The 19,303-nt window shown below is 50.9% G+C and carries 2 protein-coding genes; both read right to left on the bottom strand.

Going from position 1 to position 19,303, the window contains the following annotated elements:
• Positions 1–610: 610 nt before the first annotated feature.
• The gene (locus ACGF63_RS19360; RefSeq protein WP_387632736.1) at positions 611–16,981 is read right to left on the bottom strand and encodes an amino acid adenylation domain-containing protein; all 16,371 of its coding nucleotides are present in this window, start codon (positions 16,979–16,981) and stop codon (positions 611–613) included.
• A 1,179-nt stretch (positions 16,982–18,160) separates the two neighbouring features.
• Positions 18,161–19,303 (bottom strand): thioesterase domain-containing protein (locus tag ACGF63_RS19365; protein WP_387632737.1); only part of this gene is annotated, 1,143 nt, incomplete at its 5' end.

Raw genomic sequence — 19,303 nt, forward strand, 5'->3', positions numbered from 1 at the left:
ACTCCCTTGCCGTCGCGATGCATCTTGAAATCCATAGGGTATAGATTATTTTATTTGCTATTTCTTGCCCTAAAGAACGAAGAGAATCACCCTTCAAATATTACGTGTATACACCGGATTCTCCACGCTTTCCATGCTGGCTGTTCATTTATAAGAACAGCCAAAAGCAATTATTCCTAATAAGTAGGCTTTTAATTATCACGGGCATTTAAAATAAACCTAATATATCCCAAAGCGAGCTGATGAAATTAAGGACAATTAAAGCAGCCTATATCACCACCCAAAAACACATTACCATACTCACACCTTCAATTATCTTCTCATAATTATCTATTACATGAAATATGCCCAACAATAATACCACAATTAAAAATATAATTTTGATACCAAGGCAATCAACAAAACAAAATAAAATCAACAATAAAATCCGTTTGAGATCACACAATATAAAATAGCAACAATAATAACAAAGAAACCTAAAAAGATAACTTATATGAGAATGATAACTTCCCTTATTCTATTTTAATGCATAAAAAATCCGGTATAATAAAGACATACCGGATTACCAAACTAGAACTAAATAATTGAGTACTTCCTTAATATATCAGTATTACGCCTCCTCGTCATAGCTGATTGCCAGCGCCCTGTTCAAAATCCGAGCTAAGGCGGTTTTATTTTTATCATCCTCCAATAAACTAAAATGGTTACCCGGAGTAGCAATCAACTGAAGTGAAGTATCAGGCATTACTCGCTCCCAACCTAACGACGGTTCTATGTTCACGGACTCTGGCTTTTCATCCGCCGCAAAAGAAACAGCAGGAGAAGGTTCCACCGCATAGAACTGATGCAACGTTATTGCTAATGCTGACGGCTCATAATCGGCAACGATTTGTGTGTAACGTTCGATCTGTTCCCAATGTTTTGCGATCACATCGGCACGCAGACTTGCCGGATATAACGCCAATGCTTGTGCTGCTTCAATAAACTGCACCAAATTCAATTCATCAATTCGCCGGTACAACTCCACAATCTCTTCTTTGTATTCCTCCCCTAATTGCCGGGCCAGCTCAGTAAAGAAATGGTATTTGGGTGGCATAGCCTTTTTGCCAAAATAATGCGGCGCCGGCGTATCGATTAACCCCAGGAAATTAACCCGCTCGCCAGCACCCAAAAGCCGCTGGACAATGGCATAAGCCAATATCCCACCGGAAGAATAGCCACTTATCCGGTATGGGCCTGACGGTTGAACAGCTTTCATCAAGCTGATCATTCTGGCAGCCTGCTCTTCCATCGTTGACATCGATTCTTCATGAATAGACGGCCAGGGCAGCGCATAAATCGGGTAGCCCAACGGGATATGTTGAGCCAGTCCGAAAACATAGGAATAGTCACCCATGCCACTGGGAACAAAGAACAATGGCAGCCCTATTCCGTCAGGTCGCACCGATATAGCCTCGCTTTGCGGCCGAGACAATAAATCCGAGGTGATTTTCGATGCCAATTCGGATAACACCGGGAATTGGAACAGAGCATTCAATGTAAAAATCAAACCCCGACCGGCGGCAAGATTCATCATTCGCATGGCAAGCAGTGAGTGGCCGCCCAACGCGAAGAAATTGTCATACCGGCTAACCTGCTCAATCCCCAGCAATTCACACCAAATCGCGGCTAATACGGTTTCCGTTTCGCCTTGTGGCGCTTCATAAGCCTGATGAGCAAACGCTTCATTGTCCGGCTCCGGTAATGCACGACGATCCAACTTACCGTTTGGCGTCAATGGAAACGCGTCCAGACGCACAAAGGCTGACGGCACCATATAGTCCGGCAAAATGGCACTCAGGTGGGTACGCAGGCTATTCGCCAGCCCCTCATCCGCTTCCGCCACCACATAAGCAACCAGCCGTTTGTCCTGCCCCTCACCCTGCGCCAGTACTACAGATTTACTGACCGCAGGATGCTCCACCAACCGGGCCTCAATTTCACCCGGTTCAACCCGGAAGCCACGAATTTTCACCTGCTGGTCGTTGCGACCCAGGAATTCCAGGTTGCCATCCGGCAGATAGCGAGCCAAATCCCCAGTACGGTACATCCGGGCCTCTGGGTTATCATTAAACGGATCAGTAAGGAAGCATTCAGCGGTCAGCTCAGGACGATTGAGATAGCCCCGTGCTACACCGGCCCCGCCAACATACAATTCCCCTACTGCTCCTAGCGGTATTGGTTGACCTTGAGCATCCAGCAGATAAACACGCGTATTCGGCAGAGGACGACCAATAATATTAGCCTGCCCCATCTCCTTGTTTAGGCAGGATGTCGTCGTGGTAATCGTGGCTTCTGTAGGACCGTAGCAATTAGCAAGAACCGGGTATTCACCGTGAGCCGATAGCCAACGTTGTAACTCATGATCAAGTATCGCTTCCCCACCAATGCAAATAATCCTTAAGCCCTGATAGATATCGCCTTCATTAACATTCGATATTATCCGCCAGAATTGGGCAGGTATTGCAATGTAAGTAATTTGATAAGACTCACACAGACGCCAGAACTCCTGCGCACTCAGGAGCCACTGATTTGTTCTCAGAACTAATTGTGCCCCCAGTGTTATTGCGCAAAATATTTCTGATGCGCAAACGTCAAAAGAAGGGTTGCAAAATTGTAATATACGGTCAGAGGCACTAAGCGACCACTTCATGTTCAGCGAAGTAATTTGACTGACCAGTTGCCTATGTTCAACCATAACGCCCTTTGGTGTGCCGGTCGAACCGGAGGTGTAAATCACATACGCCAGATGTCGTGAAGTCAATTCAGGTATCTGTGGATTGCTGTCTGGCTGATCAAGCAAGGTATTCGGATCAAGCACTGCCAGCCCGGTAAGCACATTCTCGCCCAAAGCAGTACGCCCAACAGTATCAGCCAGTAAAATAACCGGTGAAACATCGACCAAAATATGCGTCAGTCGTTCGCCCGGATAATCCGGATCAAGTGGCACATAAGCCGCGCCCGCTTTCAGCACCGCCAATAATCCCACTACCATTGCCGGTGAACGTGCCACGCAAATCGCCACCCGCTGGTCCGGTTTTACACCTAGCGCAATTAGCTGATGGGCTAACCGATTAGCGCGGGCATTTAATTCAGCATAACTGAAGGTTTGCGTTTCATACACTAACGCGGTCGCGTCAGGGGTTTTCTCCACCTGTTGTTCAAATAATTGATGTATACACCACGGGTCAAGATATGCTGCTGTTTCCGTGGCGTTCCAAGTTTTCAGCATCAACGTACTTTCAATTTCAGGTAGGATGTTCAATGTCCGTACCGGCGTTTCCGGGGTCTGTTCCAATGCCTCCACCAAGCTCTCCAATGCCTGTTGCATATAGCCGCATACCCGTTCAGGCTCAAACGGCTGGATCACTTGAGCCGTCAGCCCTAGAGCATCACCAAAATCTTCCACCGACAAGGCAAACGAATAGTTGGTAAATTCCTGTGCCCCAAGGAATTCAATCCCGTCCATCGTTTCATCCAAAGGATCTGGTTGCTCATTATGCCGGTAGTTCAACAGGGCGCTAAACAGTGGAACACCATCCTGCACACCACTGCAACGCTGGGCCAGCGCCAGTGAGGCATGCTCATGTTCCAACAATCCGGCCAACCGATTATGCGCCGCCTGTACACTATCACGCACCGGGGTATCATCGATATCCAGCCGCAACGGCAAAGTATTGATAAACAACCCCATACCACTGTCAACCCCTTTCCCTACCGCCATGCGTCCAAATATTACGGTACCAAACACCACCTGTTCCTGTCCGCTGGTACGCGACAACACCTGCGCCCAAGCCAGATGACATAAAGCCGCCAGACTCACCCCCAAACGCCGAGCTTGACTGCGTAGACGATCATTCAGCTCAGGTGCCAACATCCGCTGCGATTCCGTCACTTGGGAGCCATCACGATGCACCTCCGTCAATCCGAACGGTAATGTGGGTTCATCCACCTCCGCCAGCATTTCGGTAAAGAAACGGATATGCGCTTCCTGATTCACCCCCAGCCGGGCCTCAGCCACCAGATTACGGAACGATACTGGAGCAGGTAGACTCTCCTGCTGTCCGTCCAGATAAGCTTGTACTTCACGGTTCATCACGTCCAGCGTGGTATGGTCGCCAATCAGATGATGCAGCAATTGCAGAACAATCCAACGGCCATCCCTTTCCTGTGCCACCACAAACCGTAATAACGGTGCTTCGCTCAGGTCGAGACGATGGTGACGGGGATCAAAACGCTCAGTCAATTGCCCGCTAACCGGCCCATCAGCCAAATCCAGTGTCAGTTCAGTCACCGATAAGGATGCCTGACGCCAAACCACTTGGGCGGGCACTGAAAGCCCTTGCCAGATAAAGGCGGTACGCAGGATATCGTGTCTATTAATCACCTGTTGCACCGCCGCCAGATAACGGTCCAGCAGAGTTCGCTCAGTAAAGACCATCTGGCCGGTTAATAGATACGGGTCCCCTGCGTTTGCCAGTAAATGGTGGAACAAAATACCGTCCTGCAACGGCGACAAGGCATAGATATCCTGAATATTGGCAACCCCGCCCGGCACTTGCCCGACGATGCGGTCAATGTCAGTCTGAATCACATCAATCAGCGGTAACATCTCCGGTGTCAACGCCGTAGTTTCCGGGGTGATGACGTTAGACGGTACGATTACAGCCTGATGCTGTCCCAACGTTTGGGCCAGATCTGACAGTACCGGAGACTGGAACAGATCACGCGCCGCCAGTGTCAACCCCCAGTGACGCAGGCGTTCAATCATGCGTACAGCGAGCAATGAATGGCCACCCAGTGCAAAAAAACTGTCATACCGGCTGACCTGTTCCATTCCCAGTAATTCACGCCAAATCGCCGCTAGCGCCATTTCCGTTTCGCCTTGTGGCGCTGAGTAAACCTGACGGGCAACAGCTTCACTATCCGGTGCGGGTAACGCCCGACGATCCAGCTTACCGTTCGATGTCAACGGAAACGCCTCCAGACGCACAAAGGCTGACGGCACCATATAGTCAGGCAAAATTTTACTCAGGTGATCACGCAAACTATTCACCAACCCATCATCCACAGGTGCCACCACATAGGCCACCAGCCGTTTGTCCGGCCCATCCCCTAACGCCAGCACAGCCGCCTCACGCACCGCCGGATGCTCTACCAGACGCGCCTCGATTTCTCCCGGTTCAATTCGGAAGCCCCGGATTTTAACCTGCTGGTCATTACGGCCCAGGAATTCCAGATTACCGTCCGGCAGATAACGAGCCAAATCCCCAGAGCGGTACATACGTGCCTCCGGGTCATCACTGAACGGATCGACAAGGAAACGTTCGGCGGTTAACTCAGGGCGATTGAAATAACCTTGGGCTACCCCATCGCCACCGACATAAATCTCACCGATCACACCTGACGGTACCGGCTGACCATACGCATCCAACAAATAAACTCGCGTGTTGGCTATCGGCCGACCAATAGGGATTCGGGTTGCTCCCTGTGGTAACGCCTCGATAGGATACATAGTGGTAAAGGTGGTTCCCTCACTCGGGCCATAAGCCTGCAATAATTGTTGTGGCGGACGATTATCCAAAACCTGAGCAATCACCTGTAAATCGGGGATGTCTCCCCCGAAAATCAGGATTTTAATTTGCGGGAGAATGGGAGATAACTCTGCCGCCAGTCGGTTAAACAACCCGATAGTCAACCACAGAACCGTGATGCGGTGAGCCTGTAAAGCCAGAGCTAACTCCGGTGGTGTCAACAACGTGGCGTGGTCAATAACTACTAAAGCACCACCGTTAAGCAACGGTGCCCAGACTTCAAACGTGCTGGCATCGAAAGCGGGATTAGCTGTAAAGGCAACCCGATCCTCCGGTCCGATGTTGGCATAACCATTATTGATGACCAGCCGGACCATAGCACGATGCGGCACCAAAACCCCTTTGGGTGTGCCGGTAGAACCGGAGGTATACATGATATACGCCAATTCTGTACTGGAACGCGGCAAATCAGGGTTGATACGATCTTGCTCTCTGTTCGCATTTTTCTCATCCGAGAGACGCAACAGCGGAATAGTCAAGTTAGCTGGAATATCAGTCCGTGCATCGGTAAGCAGCAACCGGGCGGAACAATCACTTATTAGCCAATGTTTCCGTTCATCCGGCATACTGGGATCAACTGGCACGTAAACAGCGCCAGCTTTGAGGATAGCCAATTGGGCCACCACCAGTTCCATCGATCGTTCTAACAGGATCGCAACATGGTCATCCGGACGAATCCCCTGTTCGATTAGCTGATGAGCCAATCGGTTAGCACACGTATTCAGTTCCGTATAACTTAGGGTTTTATCTCCCGCTATCAGCGCCATAGCCGCTGGAGTTTTCTCCACCTGCTGCTCAAACAATTGATGAATACATAACGCATCAGGATAGGCGGTTTCCGTGGCATTCCAGGTCTCCAGCAACAACGTGCGTTCCGTTTCAGGCAAGATGTTCAAGGCCCGTATCGGTGTCTCCGGGGTTTGCTCCAACGCTTCTACCAAACTCTCCAGCGCCTGTTGCATATAATCGCACAAGCTTTCCGGATCAAACGGTTGCACGACCTGAGCCGTCAGCCCCAGAGATTCACCAAAATCCTCCACCGACAGCACAAATGGGTAGTTGGTTCGCTCCTGTCCGCCAAGAAATTCAATACCGTTGATCAGTTCATCTGACGTTGCCAACAAAGCATTATGCCGATAGTTCAACAGCGCACTAAAGAGTGGCGTACCGCTGGCAATCCCACTGCACTGCTGAGCCAGTACTAGTGAAGCATGCTCATGTGCTAATAATCCGGCGAGTCGGGTATGGGCAGCTTGCACACTGTCCCGTACTGGGGTCTCATCGATATCCAGCCGCAACGGCAAGGTATTGATAAACAACCCCATACCATTGTCAGCACCATTTCCCGCCTGCATACGCCCAAACAGCACCGTACCAAACACCACTTTCTCCTGACCACTGGTACAGGATAATACCTGTGCCCAAGCCAGATGACACAGCGCCGCCAGACTGACACCCAGATGCCGGGCCCGATTACGCAAACGGTCATTCAGTGTACTTGTCAGCATCCGATGGGATTCCGTCACCTGCGAACCATCACGATGCACCTCCGTCAATCCGAACGGCAGCGTCGGTTCACCCACCTCCGCCAGCATCTCGGTAAAGAAGCGGGTATGTTCTTCCTGACTGACACCCAACCGGGCCTGCGCCACCAAATTGCGGAAAGGAGCCGGCGCAGGCAAGCTCTCCTCCTGACCCGTTAGATACACTTGCACTTCGCGATGCATCACTTCCATCGTTTCATGGTCACCGATCAAGTGATGATGCAATTCCAGTAACAACCAGCGACCATCAGTTTCCTGCGCGATAACAAAACGCAATAGCGGCGCCTGACTCAGGTCGAGACGATACTGAGCGGGATCAAAACGCCGAGTTAACTGGTCACTAACCGGACCGTCAGCCGGGTTTAGCGTCAATTCCGTCACTGACAATGGGGCCTGACGCCAAACCACCTGTGCCGGCACTGACAATCCTTGCCAGATAAAGGCGGTACGTAAGATATCGTGCCGATCAATGGTCCGTTGAATCGCCACCAAATAACGATCCAACAGCGCCCGGTCAGCAAAAATCATCTGGCTGATTAACAGATACGGATCACCTTCATTCTCCAGCAGATGGTGGAACAAAATGCCATCCTGCAACGGTGACAGCGCATAGATATCCTGAATATTCGCCATCCCGCCCGGTACCTGTCCGACGATGTAGTCAATGTCAGGCTGAGTCAAATCAATCAGCGGTAACATCTCCGGTGTCAGTACCGTCGTATCCGGTATAATACGGTTGTCGGGCACCTGGATTTCATCATGCTGAACCAGAGATTGTGCCAAAACACAGAGTGTTGGATGTTGAAATAGCGTTTGTACCGATACGCCAAGACCGACACGCCGCAATCGTTCAATCATGCGCACGGCGAGCAGTGAATGGCCGCCCAACGCAAAGAAGCTGTCATGTCGACTAATCTGCTCAACGTCCAGTAATTCACACCAGACAGCCGCCAGCATCGTTTCTCTCTTCCCTTGCGGGGCTTCATAGACCTGACGGGCAAACGCCGCTTCCCCCGGCGCTGGCAACGCCCGGCGATCCAGCTTGCCATTCGGCGTCTGCGGGAAGCTATCCAGCCGCACAAAGGCCGCCGGTATCATATAGTCAGGTAAAACGGCACACAGGTGTTCACGTAAACCGGCAGTCAATCCCTCATGCGCTTGTGCCGCCACATAGGCAACCAGCCGTTTGCCCAGTTCATCATCCAGCGCCAACACCGCCGCCTCTTGCACCGCCGGGTGTTCCACCAGCCGGGTTTCAATTTCCCCTAGCTCAACCCGGAAGCCGCGAATTTTAACCTGTTGGTCGTTACGCCCCAGGAATTCCAGTTCACCGTCCGGCAGATAACGAGCCAAATCCCCGGTACGATACATCCGTGCATCAGACACCGGATTAAAGGGATCGGGTATAAAACGTTCCTCGCTCAATGTCAGCCGGTTCAGATAACCCCGTGCCACCCCCACGCCACCAATATACATTTCGCCTACGCAGCCCAATGGCACAGGTTGGCCGTGTCTGTCCAGTAAGTAGATGCGAGTATTCCTAATCGGCCGACCGATAGAACGATCGTCTCCTGGGGATAATATTGCTTTACAGGTCGCCGTCACGGTATTTTCCGTCGGGCCATACGCGTTCAATAGCTGGAGTTGGTAGGTTTCCTGCCTAAGCCAGTCCTGAATGGCGTTCCTTTTGACCGCCTCACTGCCAATGATGATGAGCCTGAGATCATCCGGCAGCGGTAATCCGTTGTCTCTGGCCGCCAGCTCAGACCAGAATAAGGTCGGCAGAAACATCACCGTGATACGATTCTGCCGGGCTAAGGCAATAAATTCCGGCATTGAAGCCAGCCAGCTATCATCACGAATAACTAACGTGGCCCCGTTGCATAATGACGAGAAGCACTCTTCCACTGAAACATCAAACGCAAAAGCGGCAAATTGCAACACCCGGTCTTGCTCGGTGACGGCATAGAGTTCATTAACCCCCAGATAACGCTGATACACCGCCTGATGTTCTACCATCACCCCTTTCGGCTGCCCGGTTGAACCAGAGGTGTAAATCACATAGGCCAGATGCTGTGGCATCAACGCCAAAACCTGCGGGTTGCTGTCCGGTTGGTCAGGTTGGCTATTCGGGTCAAATACCGTCAGCCCGGCCAGCGCCTCCTCACCCAATGCAGCCTGTCCAGTCGCATCAGCTAATACCACTGATGGGGCAGTGTCATTCAGGATATACGTCAGACGCTCCGCCGGGTAAGTTGAGTCCAGCGGCACATAAGCTCCTCCGGCTTTCAACACCGCCAGCAACGCCACCACCATCGCTGGTGAGCGTGCCACGCAAATCGCCACCCGTTGCTCCGGTGTTACGCCAAATGCAATCAATTGATGGGCCAACCGGTTGGCACAGGCATTTAATTCAGCATAACTAAGCGTCTGCTCTTGATACACCAGTGCCGTGGCCTCTGGAGTTTGTTCTACCTGCTGTTCAAACAATTGATGAATGCATAACGCCTCTGGATATGGAGTCTCCGTGACGTTCCAGGTTTCCAGTAACAACCTGCGTTCGGTTTCCGGCAGGATATTCAGTACTCGTACCGGTGTCTCTGGGGCCTGCTCAAGAGCCTCGACCAAACTCTCCAGCGCCTGCTGCATATAACTGCACCAGCTTTCCGGATCAAACGGTTGCACCACATGAGCGATCAGCCCTAATGTGGTGCCATCGTCCTCCACCGACATTCCAAAAGGATAGTTAGTGCTCTCCTGTTCGCCCAGAAATTCAATCCCGTCTATCGTTTCATCCAAAGGATCAAACTGATCATTATGTCGATAGTTCATTAGGGCACTAAAAAGTGGCGTGCCGCTGGCAACCCCACTGCATCTCTGAGCCAACGCCAGTGAAGCATGCTCATGTTCCAACAATCCCGCCAGCCGGGTATGTACGGCCTGTACACTATCACGTACCGGCGTATCATCGATATCCAGCCGTAACGGCAGGGTATTGATAAACAGCCCCATACCATTGTCAGCCCCTTCCCCCGCCGCCATACGCCCAAACAACACGGTGCCGAATACCACTTTCTCCTGTCCACTGGTACACGACAGTACCTGTGCCCAGGCCAGATGGCACAACGCCGCCAGACTGACACCCAAACGCCGGGCTTGGCTACGCAGACGGTCATTCAAGTTGGTTGTCAGCATCCGGTGGGATGCTATCTCCTGAGATCCATCACGATGCACATCCGCCAGCCCGAACGGCAGCGTGGGCTCATCCACCTCCGCCAACATGTCAGTAAAGAAACGGATATGCGCATCCTGACTCACCCCTAGCCGGGCTTGAGCCACCAAATTGCGGAAAGGAACCGGGTCAGGCAGGCTATTCCCTTGCCCGGCAAGGTACGCCTGCACTTCACGATTCATCACTTTCATGGTGGTATGGTCACCAATCAAGTGATGTTGCAATTCCAGTAACAACCAGCGGCCATTGGTCTCCTGCACCACCACAAAACGTAACAGCGGTGCCTGAGCCAAATCGAGACGATAATGACGGGGATCAAAACGTCGAGCCAGTTGATCGCTAACCGGCCCATCAACCGGGTCCAGCGTCAATTCAGTCACTAATAAGGATGCTTGACGCCAGACTACCTGTGCCGGCATTGACAATCCTTGCCAGATAAAGGCGGTGCGCAGAATATCGTGGCGATCAATCACCTGTTGCACCGCCGCTAAATAACGATCTAGCAAAGACCGGTCAGCAAAAGCCATCTGACTGACCACCAGATAGGGATCACCTTCGTTTGCCAGTAAGTGGTGGAACAAAATGCCGTCCTGCAACGGCGACAGGGCATAGATATCCTGAATATTGGCTATCCCACCCGGCACCTGCCCGACGATACGGTCAATCTCAGCCTGAATCAGATCAATCAGCGGCAACATCTCTGGAGTGATTTTCGTCGTCGCTGACGTAATCACATTCGGTGGCACCACCATAACCGGGTGCTGCCCCAGGGTTTGCGCCAATTCAAACAACACTGGCGACTGGAACAGGTCACGCACCGCCAGCGTCAACCCCAAGTGACGCAGGTGTTCAACCATCCGTACAGCGAGCAGCGAGTGGCCGCCCAAAGCAAAAAAGCTGTCATACCGGCTAACTTGTTCGATCCCCAGTAATTCACGCCAAATCGCCGCCAACGCCATTTCGGTTTCGCCTTGCGGCGCAGCATAAACCTGACGAGCCAAAGCCTCATTGTCCGGTGCCGGCAATGCCCGGCGATCCAACTTACCGTTCGGGGTCAACGGAAATATATCCAGACGCACAAAGGCTGTCGGTACCATGTAATCCGGTAAAATAGCACTCAGGTGATCACGCAGGCTAATCGCCAGCCCCTCATGGGCTTCCGCCACCACATAGGCCACCAGCCGTTTATCCGGCCCATCACCCAGCGCCAACACCGCCGCCTCACGCACCGCCGAATGCTCCACCAGACGCGTCTCAATTTCCCCCGGTTCAATGCGGAAGCCACGGATTTTAACCTGCTGGTCATTACGGCCCAGAAATTCCAGATTGCCATCCGGCAGATAACGGGCCAAATCCCCGGTCCGGTACATGCGCGCATCCGGTTGATCACTAAATGGATCTGTCAGGAAACGTTCAGCCGTCTGGTCAGGGCGATTAAGATAGCCACAAGCAACCCCATCTCCCCCCACATAAATCTCACCAACCGCACCTGACGGTACCGGCAGACCGTAAGCATCCAGCAGATAAATACGTGTATTGGCTATCGGTCGGCCAATGGGGATCCGGGTCACTCCCTGCGCTAATGCCACGATAGGATACATAGTGGTAAAAGTGGTTCCCTCACTCGGACCATAAGCTTGTAATAATTGTTGTGGCGGGCGATTATTCAGGACCTGAGCAATCACCTGTAAATCGGGGATATCTCCCCCGAAAATCAGGATCTTAATCTGCGGAAGAACCGAGGATAACTCTGCCGCCAGCCGGTTAAATAACCCAATCGTCAGCCACAGCACTGTGATGTGATGAGCCTGTAAAACCCGGACTAACTCCGGCGGCGTTAATAACGTGGCGCGGTCAATAACCACTAATGCCCCGCCATTGAGCAACGGTGCCCAGACTTCAAATGTACTGGCATCGAAAGCCGGATTAGCCGTAAAAGCAACTCGGTCATCTTGGTCGATTTCAGCATAGCCGTTATTGATGACCAGCCGAACCACAGCACGATGCGGTACCAGCACCCCTTTGGGTGTACCGGTCGAACCGGAGGTGTACATGATATACGCTAAATCGGCGCTGGAATGCGGTAAATCGGGGTTAAGGCAATCTTCCTCTTTGCTTGTGTCTGTCTCATCCGAGAAACGAAGCAGCGGAACAGCCAAGTTAGCCGGAATATCCGCCTGTATATCGGTGAGCAACAACCGAGCGGAACAATCATTTATCAACCCGTTTTTCCGCTCATCCGGCACACTGGGATCAACCGGCACGTAAACGGCGCCAGCTTTAAGAATCGCCAACTGAGCCACCACCAGTTCTATCGATCGCTCTAACAGGAGCGCAATATGATCACCGGGATAAACCCCTTGTTCGATTAACTGATGAGCCAGCCGGTTAGCTCGCGTATTCAGCTCCGTATAGCTTAGCGTTTTATCTCCGGCTATCAGCGCCGTCGCCGCTGGGGTCTTCTCCACCTGTTGTTCAAACAACTGATGGACACATAGCTGATCAGGATAGACGGTTTCCGTGGCGTTCCAGGTTTCCAGCAACAAGGTACGCTCCGCTTCCGGCAGGATGTCCAATCCCCGAACGGGCATTTCTGGAGCTTGCTCCAGCGCTTCCACCAGACTCCCCAGTGCCTGTTGCATATAACCGCATAGGCTTTCCGGATCAAACGGTTGCACTACCTGAGCCGTCAGCCCCAGAGTAGAACCCCCATCCTCTACCGACAGCACAAACGGATAGTTAGTTCGCTCCTGTTCGCCCAAGAATTCAACCCCGGCCATTGTTTCATCCAAAGGATCTGGTTGCTCATTATGGCGATAGTTCAACAGGGCACTAAAGAGTGGCACACCGCTGTCAACCCCACTGCATCGTTGAGCCAACGCCAACGGAGCATGCTCATGCTCCAACAATTCAGCCAGTCGCAGATGCGCCTCCCGCACACTATCTCGTACCGGGGTCTCATCCATATCCAGCCGCAGCGGCAGGGTATTGATAAACAACCCCATTCCTTCCCCCACGGCCATGCGCCCAAACAGGACGGTACCAAACACCACTTTCTCTTGTCCGCTGGTACGCGATAACACCTGCGCCCAGGCCAGATGACACAACGCCGCCAGACTGACGCCCAAACGCCGAGCTTGACTGCGCAGACGGTCATTTAGCTCAGGAACCAACATCCGATGAGATTCCGTCTTCTGAGATCCATCACGATGCACGCCCGTCAGCCCAAACGGCAACGTTGGTTCATCCACTGCCGCCAACATGTCCGTGAAGAAACGGCTATGTGCTTCCTGACTCACCCCAAGCCGAGCCTCAGCCACCAGATTACGGAACGGCACCGGAGCAGGTAGGCACTCCTCCTGTCCGGCAAAATAAGCCTGCACTTCATGGTGCATCACTTCCATCGTTTCATGGTCACCAATCAAGTGATGCTGTAATTCCAGTAAAAACCAGCGGCCATCGGTTTCCTGAGCGATAACAAAATGCAGTAGCGGCGCCTGACTCAAGTCAAGACGATACCAAGCAGGATCAAAACGCCGGGTTAACTGGTCAATCACTGGACCGTCAGCTGGATCCAGCGTCAGTTCCGTCACGGGCAACCGTGCCCGACGCCAGACCACCTGCGCCGGCACGGATAATCCTTGCCAGATAAACGCCGTCCGCAGGATGTCATGGCGATCAACCACCTGTTGCACCGCCGCCAGATAACGGTCCAGCAAAGACCGATTAGCAAAAGCCACCGGATAGAGCACCAGATAGGGGTCACCTTCCTGTTCCAACAGGTGGTGGAACAGGATACCGTCCTGTAACGGCGACAACGCATAGATATCCTGAATATTCGTTATCCCACCCGGAACCTGCTCAACGATGCGGTCAATGTCAGTCTGAACCAAATCAATCAGCGGCAACATCGCCGGCGTCAGCGCCGTGGTGGCTGGAGTGATGACGTTAAGCGGGACTATCACAGCCTGATGCTGTCCCAACGTTTGAGCCAATGCTGACAGCACCGGCGACTGGAACAGATCACGTGCCGTCAGTGTCAAACCCAGGTGGCGCAAGCGCTCAATCATCTGTACGCCGAGTAGGGAATGACCGCCCAACGCAAAGAAACTGTCATGCCGGCTGATGTATTCAATGCCCAATAGTTCACGCCAGATGTCCGCCAGAGTGATCTCAGCTTTCCCTTGTGGCGCTTCATAAATCTGACGGGCAAAATCGTTTTCCCCGGGCGCAGGCAACGCCCGACGATCCAGCTTGCCGCTCGGGGTCTGCGGGAAGGTATCCAGCCGCACAAAGGCCGCCGGCACCATATAGTCAGGCAAAATGGCACTCAGGTATTCACGCAAATCAGCCGCCAATCGCTCATTCGCTTCCGCCTCCACATAAGCCACCAGCCGTTTGCCCTGATCGCCATCCAGTGCCAACACCGCCGCCTCTCGTACCGCCGGGTGTTCCGTCAGTCGGGTTTCAATTTCCCCCAGTTCAATCCGAAAACCGCGAATTTTAACCTGCTCATCGTTACGGCCCAGAAATTCGAGGTCACCGTCCGGCAGGTAGCGGGCTAAATCCCCAGAGCGATACATCCGTTCACCAGATAGCGGACTAAAAGTATCCAACATAAAACGTTCCACACTCAACGCCGGCCGGTTCAGATAACCTCGTGCCACACCCACGCCACCAATATACATCTCGCCCACGCCACCTACCGGTACCAGTTCACCATATTTGTCCAGCAGGTAGATACGGGCATTTTTAGCCGGTCTGCCGATAGAATGGGCATCCTCCGGCGATAACACGTCTTTATAGGTCACCGTCACGGTGTTTTCCGTCGGGCCATAACCATTCAACAACCGAGGCCGGTGGCCGGCTTGTCTAAACCAGTCCTGAATGGCACTCTTTTTGACCGCCTCACCCCCAATGATGATGAGCCGGAGACAATCCGGCAGCGGTAATCCATTATCTCTGGCGACCAGTTCAGACCAGAATAAAGTCGGCAGTGACATCACCGTAATACGATATTGCCGGGTTAAGGCAACAAATTCTGGTATCGACGCCAGCCAGCTATCATCCCGGAGCACCAGTGTGGCGCCGTTGCATAATGACGAGAAGAAATCTTCCACTGAAACATCAAACGCAAACGCGGCAAATTGCAATACCCGGTCTTGTGCGGTGACGGCATAGGTGTCATTAAAACCCAGATAACGTTGATAAATCGCCTGATGTTCCACCATCACCCCTTTCGGCTGTCCGGTGGAGCCGGAGGTGTAAATCACATACGCCAGATGCTGTGGCGTTAACGCCGGGATCTGCGGATTGCTGTCGGGCTGGTCAAGTTGGATATTCGGATCAAGTACCGTCATGCCTACCAGCGCCTGTTCGCCCAGCGCCGCCCGGCCAGCTTCATCAACCAGTACCACTGACGGGGCACTATCACTCAGAATATACGCCAGACGTTCCCGCGGATAAGTTGAATCCAGCGGCACATAAGCCCCGCCGGCTTTCAGTACCGCCAGCAAAGCCACCACCATTGCCGGTGAGCGTGCCACGCAAATCGCCACCCGCCGATCCGGTGTGACACCTAGCGCCATCAGTTGATGAGCCAGCCGGTTAGCACGGGTATTCAATTCCGCATAACTGAGGGTCTGTTCTTGATATTCTAATGCCGTGGCGTGCGGGGCTTGCTCTGCCTGTTGTTCAAACAATTGATGAATACATAATGGGTCAGGATAAGGGGTATCAGTGGCATTCCAGGTTTCCAGTAACAGGGTACGTTCAGCCTCAGATAACAAATTAAGCTGCCAGATAGGAACTTCCTCTCCCTGCCTTTTTGACGCTGCCAGCATCTGTAAATGTTCACCCATGCGCATAACCACTTCTGTGCTCAGGCGATTTTCATCGTAGATCCAACGAAAACCACCCTGCGCATTGATTTGGAGGGTCAGCAATTCGCCGGGCACCGGCTGATCACACGGCCTATCCTCCGCGATGGCAGCAACGGCGATCCGCCATGGCCGGTGGGTTGTCAACGCCGGAATAGCCCACAATGAAGGAGAACGCGAGAGGAAATCTCGACTAAATGTGTGGTGCCGGGCCAACCGGGCCAGCTCGCCATCCAGCCAGTTAGCTACCATATGCCACGGTTTATCAAACGCCACCTCAACGACCATTGGCACCACCGATGCCAGATCTGCCGACGTATCGCTTACGCCATCCACACACCAGCCAATTTGGAATGTAGCCTGCTGAGTCAAACGCGCAAGATAGATAACGAATGCCTGTAACAACGTTCGCAGTGGCTCTTCTTCACCATTTTTTGGCAATGGGGAGTGCCAGTCACTGATTACCCAGCAGGGTTCCGCTTGCTCTCCGGCGGTTTCGAAAGGTAATTGAAGGGGTTGCAAAGCAGCAAGGCGTTCATACCAGAATGATTCATTGGAAGTAAACGTCTGGGGAATATTCTTTACATTCTGAGTCGGTGGTAAAGTGTCATTTACGTTAGTTATATTTTCTGATGTCTGAGAGAGGAGTTCAGCGTTAAGAGCACTTCCTGCTTGAGCAATGCTATCTTTCATTTACGACCTCAACGAATCTGTTAGAAATTTGAAAACTGTCATTCCTGACAGCCATCACCCGTATTTTTCTTACTTCTTACCCCCAAGAAATAACCGATATCTCTTCAAAATACGCAAATATTGGATGCCATAGCCCGGTTAATAGCCATATCATTCACAACACTACGATGCTAATTCCCCTGACAGCAAAATAAATAATTCAATGTATGATCTGGAATAAAATATTCCATTTTTGCTCCTGTTTTTTAGATAAATTAGATTAATTCTCTATCATTCCTATTGGCTGATGATAAATTACACAATTAAAGACAAGACAATTCCCTGCATTCATGATGCATATTTAACAAAAATATAACCTCAGGTTCAAAACAATCACATACGATATTATTTTATAACAACAAAAGAGTACCCCTAGTGTAGATGCCATAAGCAAACCCACACCAACTTAAGCACATTGCTTTATAACCATTAAATTCCATTACAAATAGAAATGTTATTTAACCCAGTACCACCCAGAAACAATTATAATTTATAATTAACTCCACAACATATTATTCAATAATAATAAAATAATGTAACAGGAATAATTATCAACCATGTATAATATTGATTTAAAATACAAAAAAACCTGGGAGATCGCTCTTTGATGCGATTTTTCGGACATCCGGCGATATTGACCATTACGAGGTATAAGCAGGAAAAAAATTTAATGTTATTCAGTTCAAAAACACCGACTAACATAGACACTGAGACTATCCGCCACCGTTTTTTCACTCTTATTATCCCAAGTTATTTAAAATAAAAAAATATATATCAAGGGGAGATCATGAAATTAAAGCTGATTAAATCAGCCTACATGACCACCAGAAAACACATTGCCATTATCAAATTTTCGATTATTTTTATCAGAATAAATATTCTCAACAATTACTCTACAACTAAATATATATTCGAGATACCCGTTTAATCAAAAAAACATAATAAAATTAATAATAAAACCCGATTTAGATCACATAATAGAGAATAACAACAATAATAATAACGAACAAATATAATCAAACAGCTTGTTATGAAAATTATCCCTGTCATTATTTTGTTTTACTACAAAAATAATCCGGTATAAACAATATATACCGGATTATCACACCAACATTAAATTATTCAATATTGATTAATTTATCAGTATTGCAGCGCCTCCTCATCACAATACATTGCCAACGCCCTATTCAGAGCCTGAGCTAAAGCGATTCTATGTTCCTTATTCTCCATCAAACTCGCATGGTTACCCGGAACAGCAATCAATTGAAGTAAAGAATCAGGCATTACCCGCCCCCAACCTAACGATGGGTCCATAGTTAAAGGCTTCGGTTCTTCATTCACAACAAAAGGATTAGGAGGGGAAGGCTCCATCGCATAAAACTGATGCAGCGTTACCGCTAACGCCTGCGGCTCATACTCTTTGACTATTTGTATATAATGCTCTCCCTGCTCCCAACGTTTTGCGACTAAATCAGGGCGCAAACTGGCGGGGTATAACGCCAGTTCCTGTGCCGCTTCAATAAATTGCACCAAATTCAGTTCATCAATTCGCCGGTACAATGCCGCAACCTCTTCTGTATGTTCCTCCTCAAGCTGCTTTGCTAACGCATCAAGGAACAGATGGTTAAGTTGCACAGGCTCCTCGCTGACATCATGAGGAACCGGCGTATCAATCAATCCCAGGAAGTTAACCATTTCCCCAGCATGTAAAAGCCACTGGGCAACGGCATAAGCCAATATGCCGCCGGAAGAGTAACCCGCTATCCGGTACGGACCTGTCGGTTGAACCGCTTTCATCAAGTTGATCATTCTGACCGCCTGTTCTTCCATCGTTGACATCGGTTCTTCACTGATGGACGGCCAGGGCAACGTATAAACCGGATAGTCTGACCGGATATGTTGAGCCAGCCCGTAAACATAGGAATAATCTTCCATTCCACTGGGTACAAAGAACAGTGGCAGCTCCGTTCCACCCGGTCGCACCGGTATGGCACTGGTCTGCGGCTGAGACAGCAAATCTGAGGTGATTTTTGCCGCCAATTCGGACAACACAGGGAATTGGAACAAGGCATTCAAGGTACAAATCAAACCCTGACCAGCGACAAGATTGACCATTCGCATGGCAAGCAGAGAATGACCGCCCAAGGCGAAGAAGTTGTCATGCCGGCTGATCTGTTCAATCCCCAGTAATTCACGCCAAATGTCCGCCAATGCGATTTCTGTTTCTCCTCGCGGTGCGGCGTAAACCTGACGGGCAACCGCTTTTTCGTCCGGTGCGGGTAA

The sequence above is a fragment of the Photorhabdus sp. RM322S genome (assembly GCF_042879395.1).
Lineage (GTDB): Bacteria > Pseudomonadota > Gammaproteobacteria > Enterobacterales > Enterobacteriaceae > Photorhabdus > Photorhabdus khanii.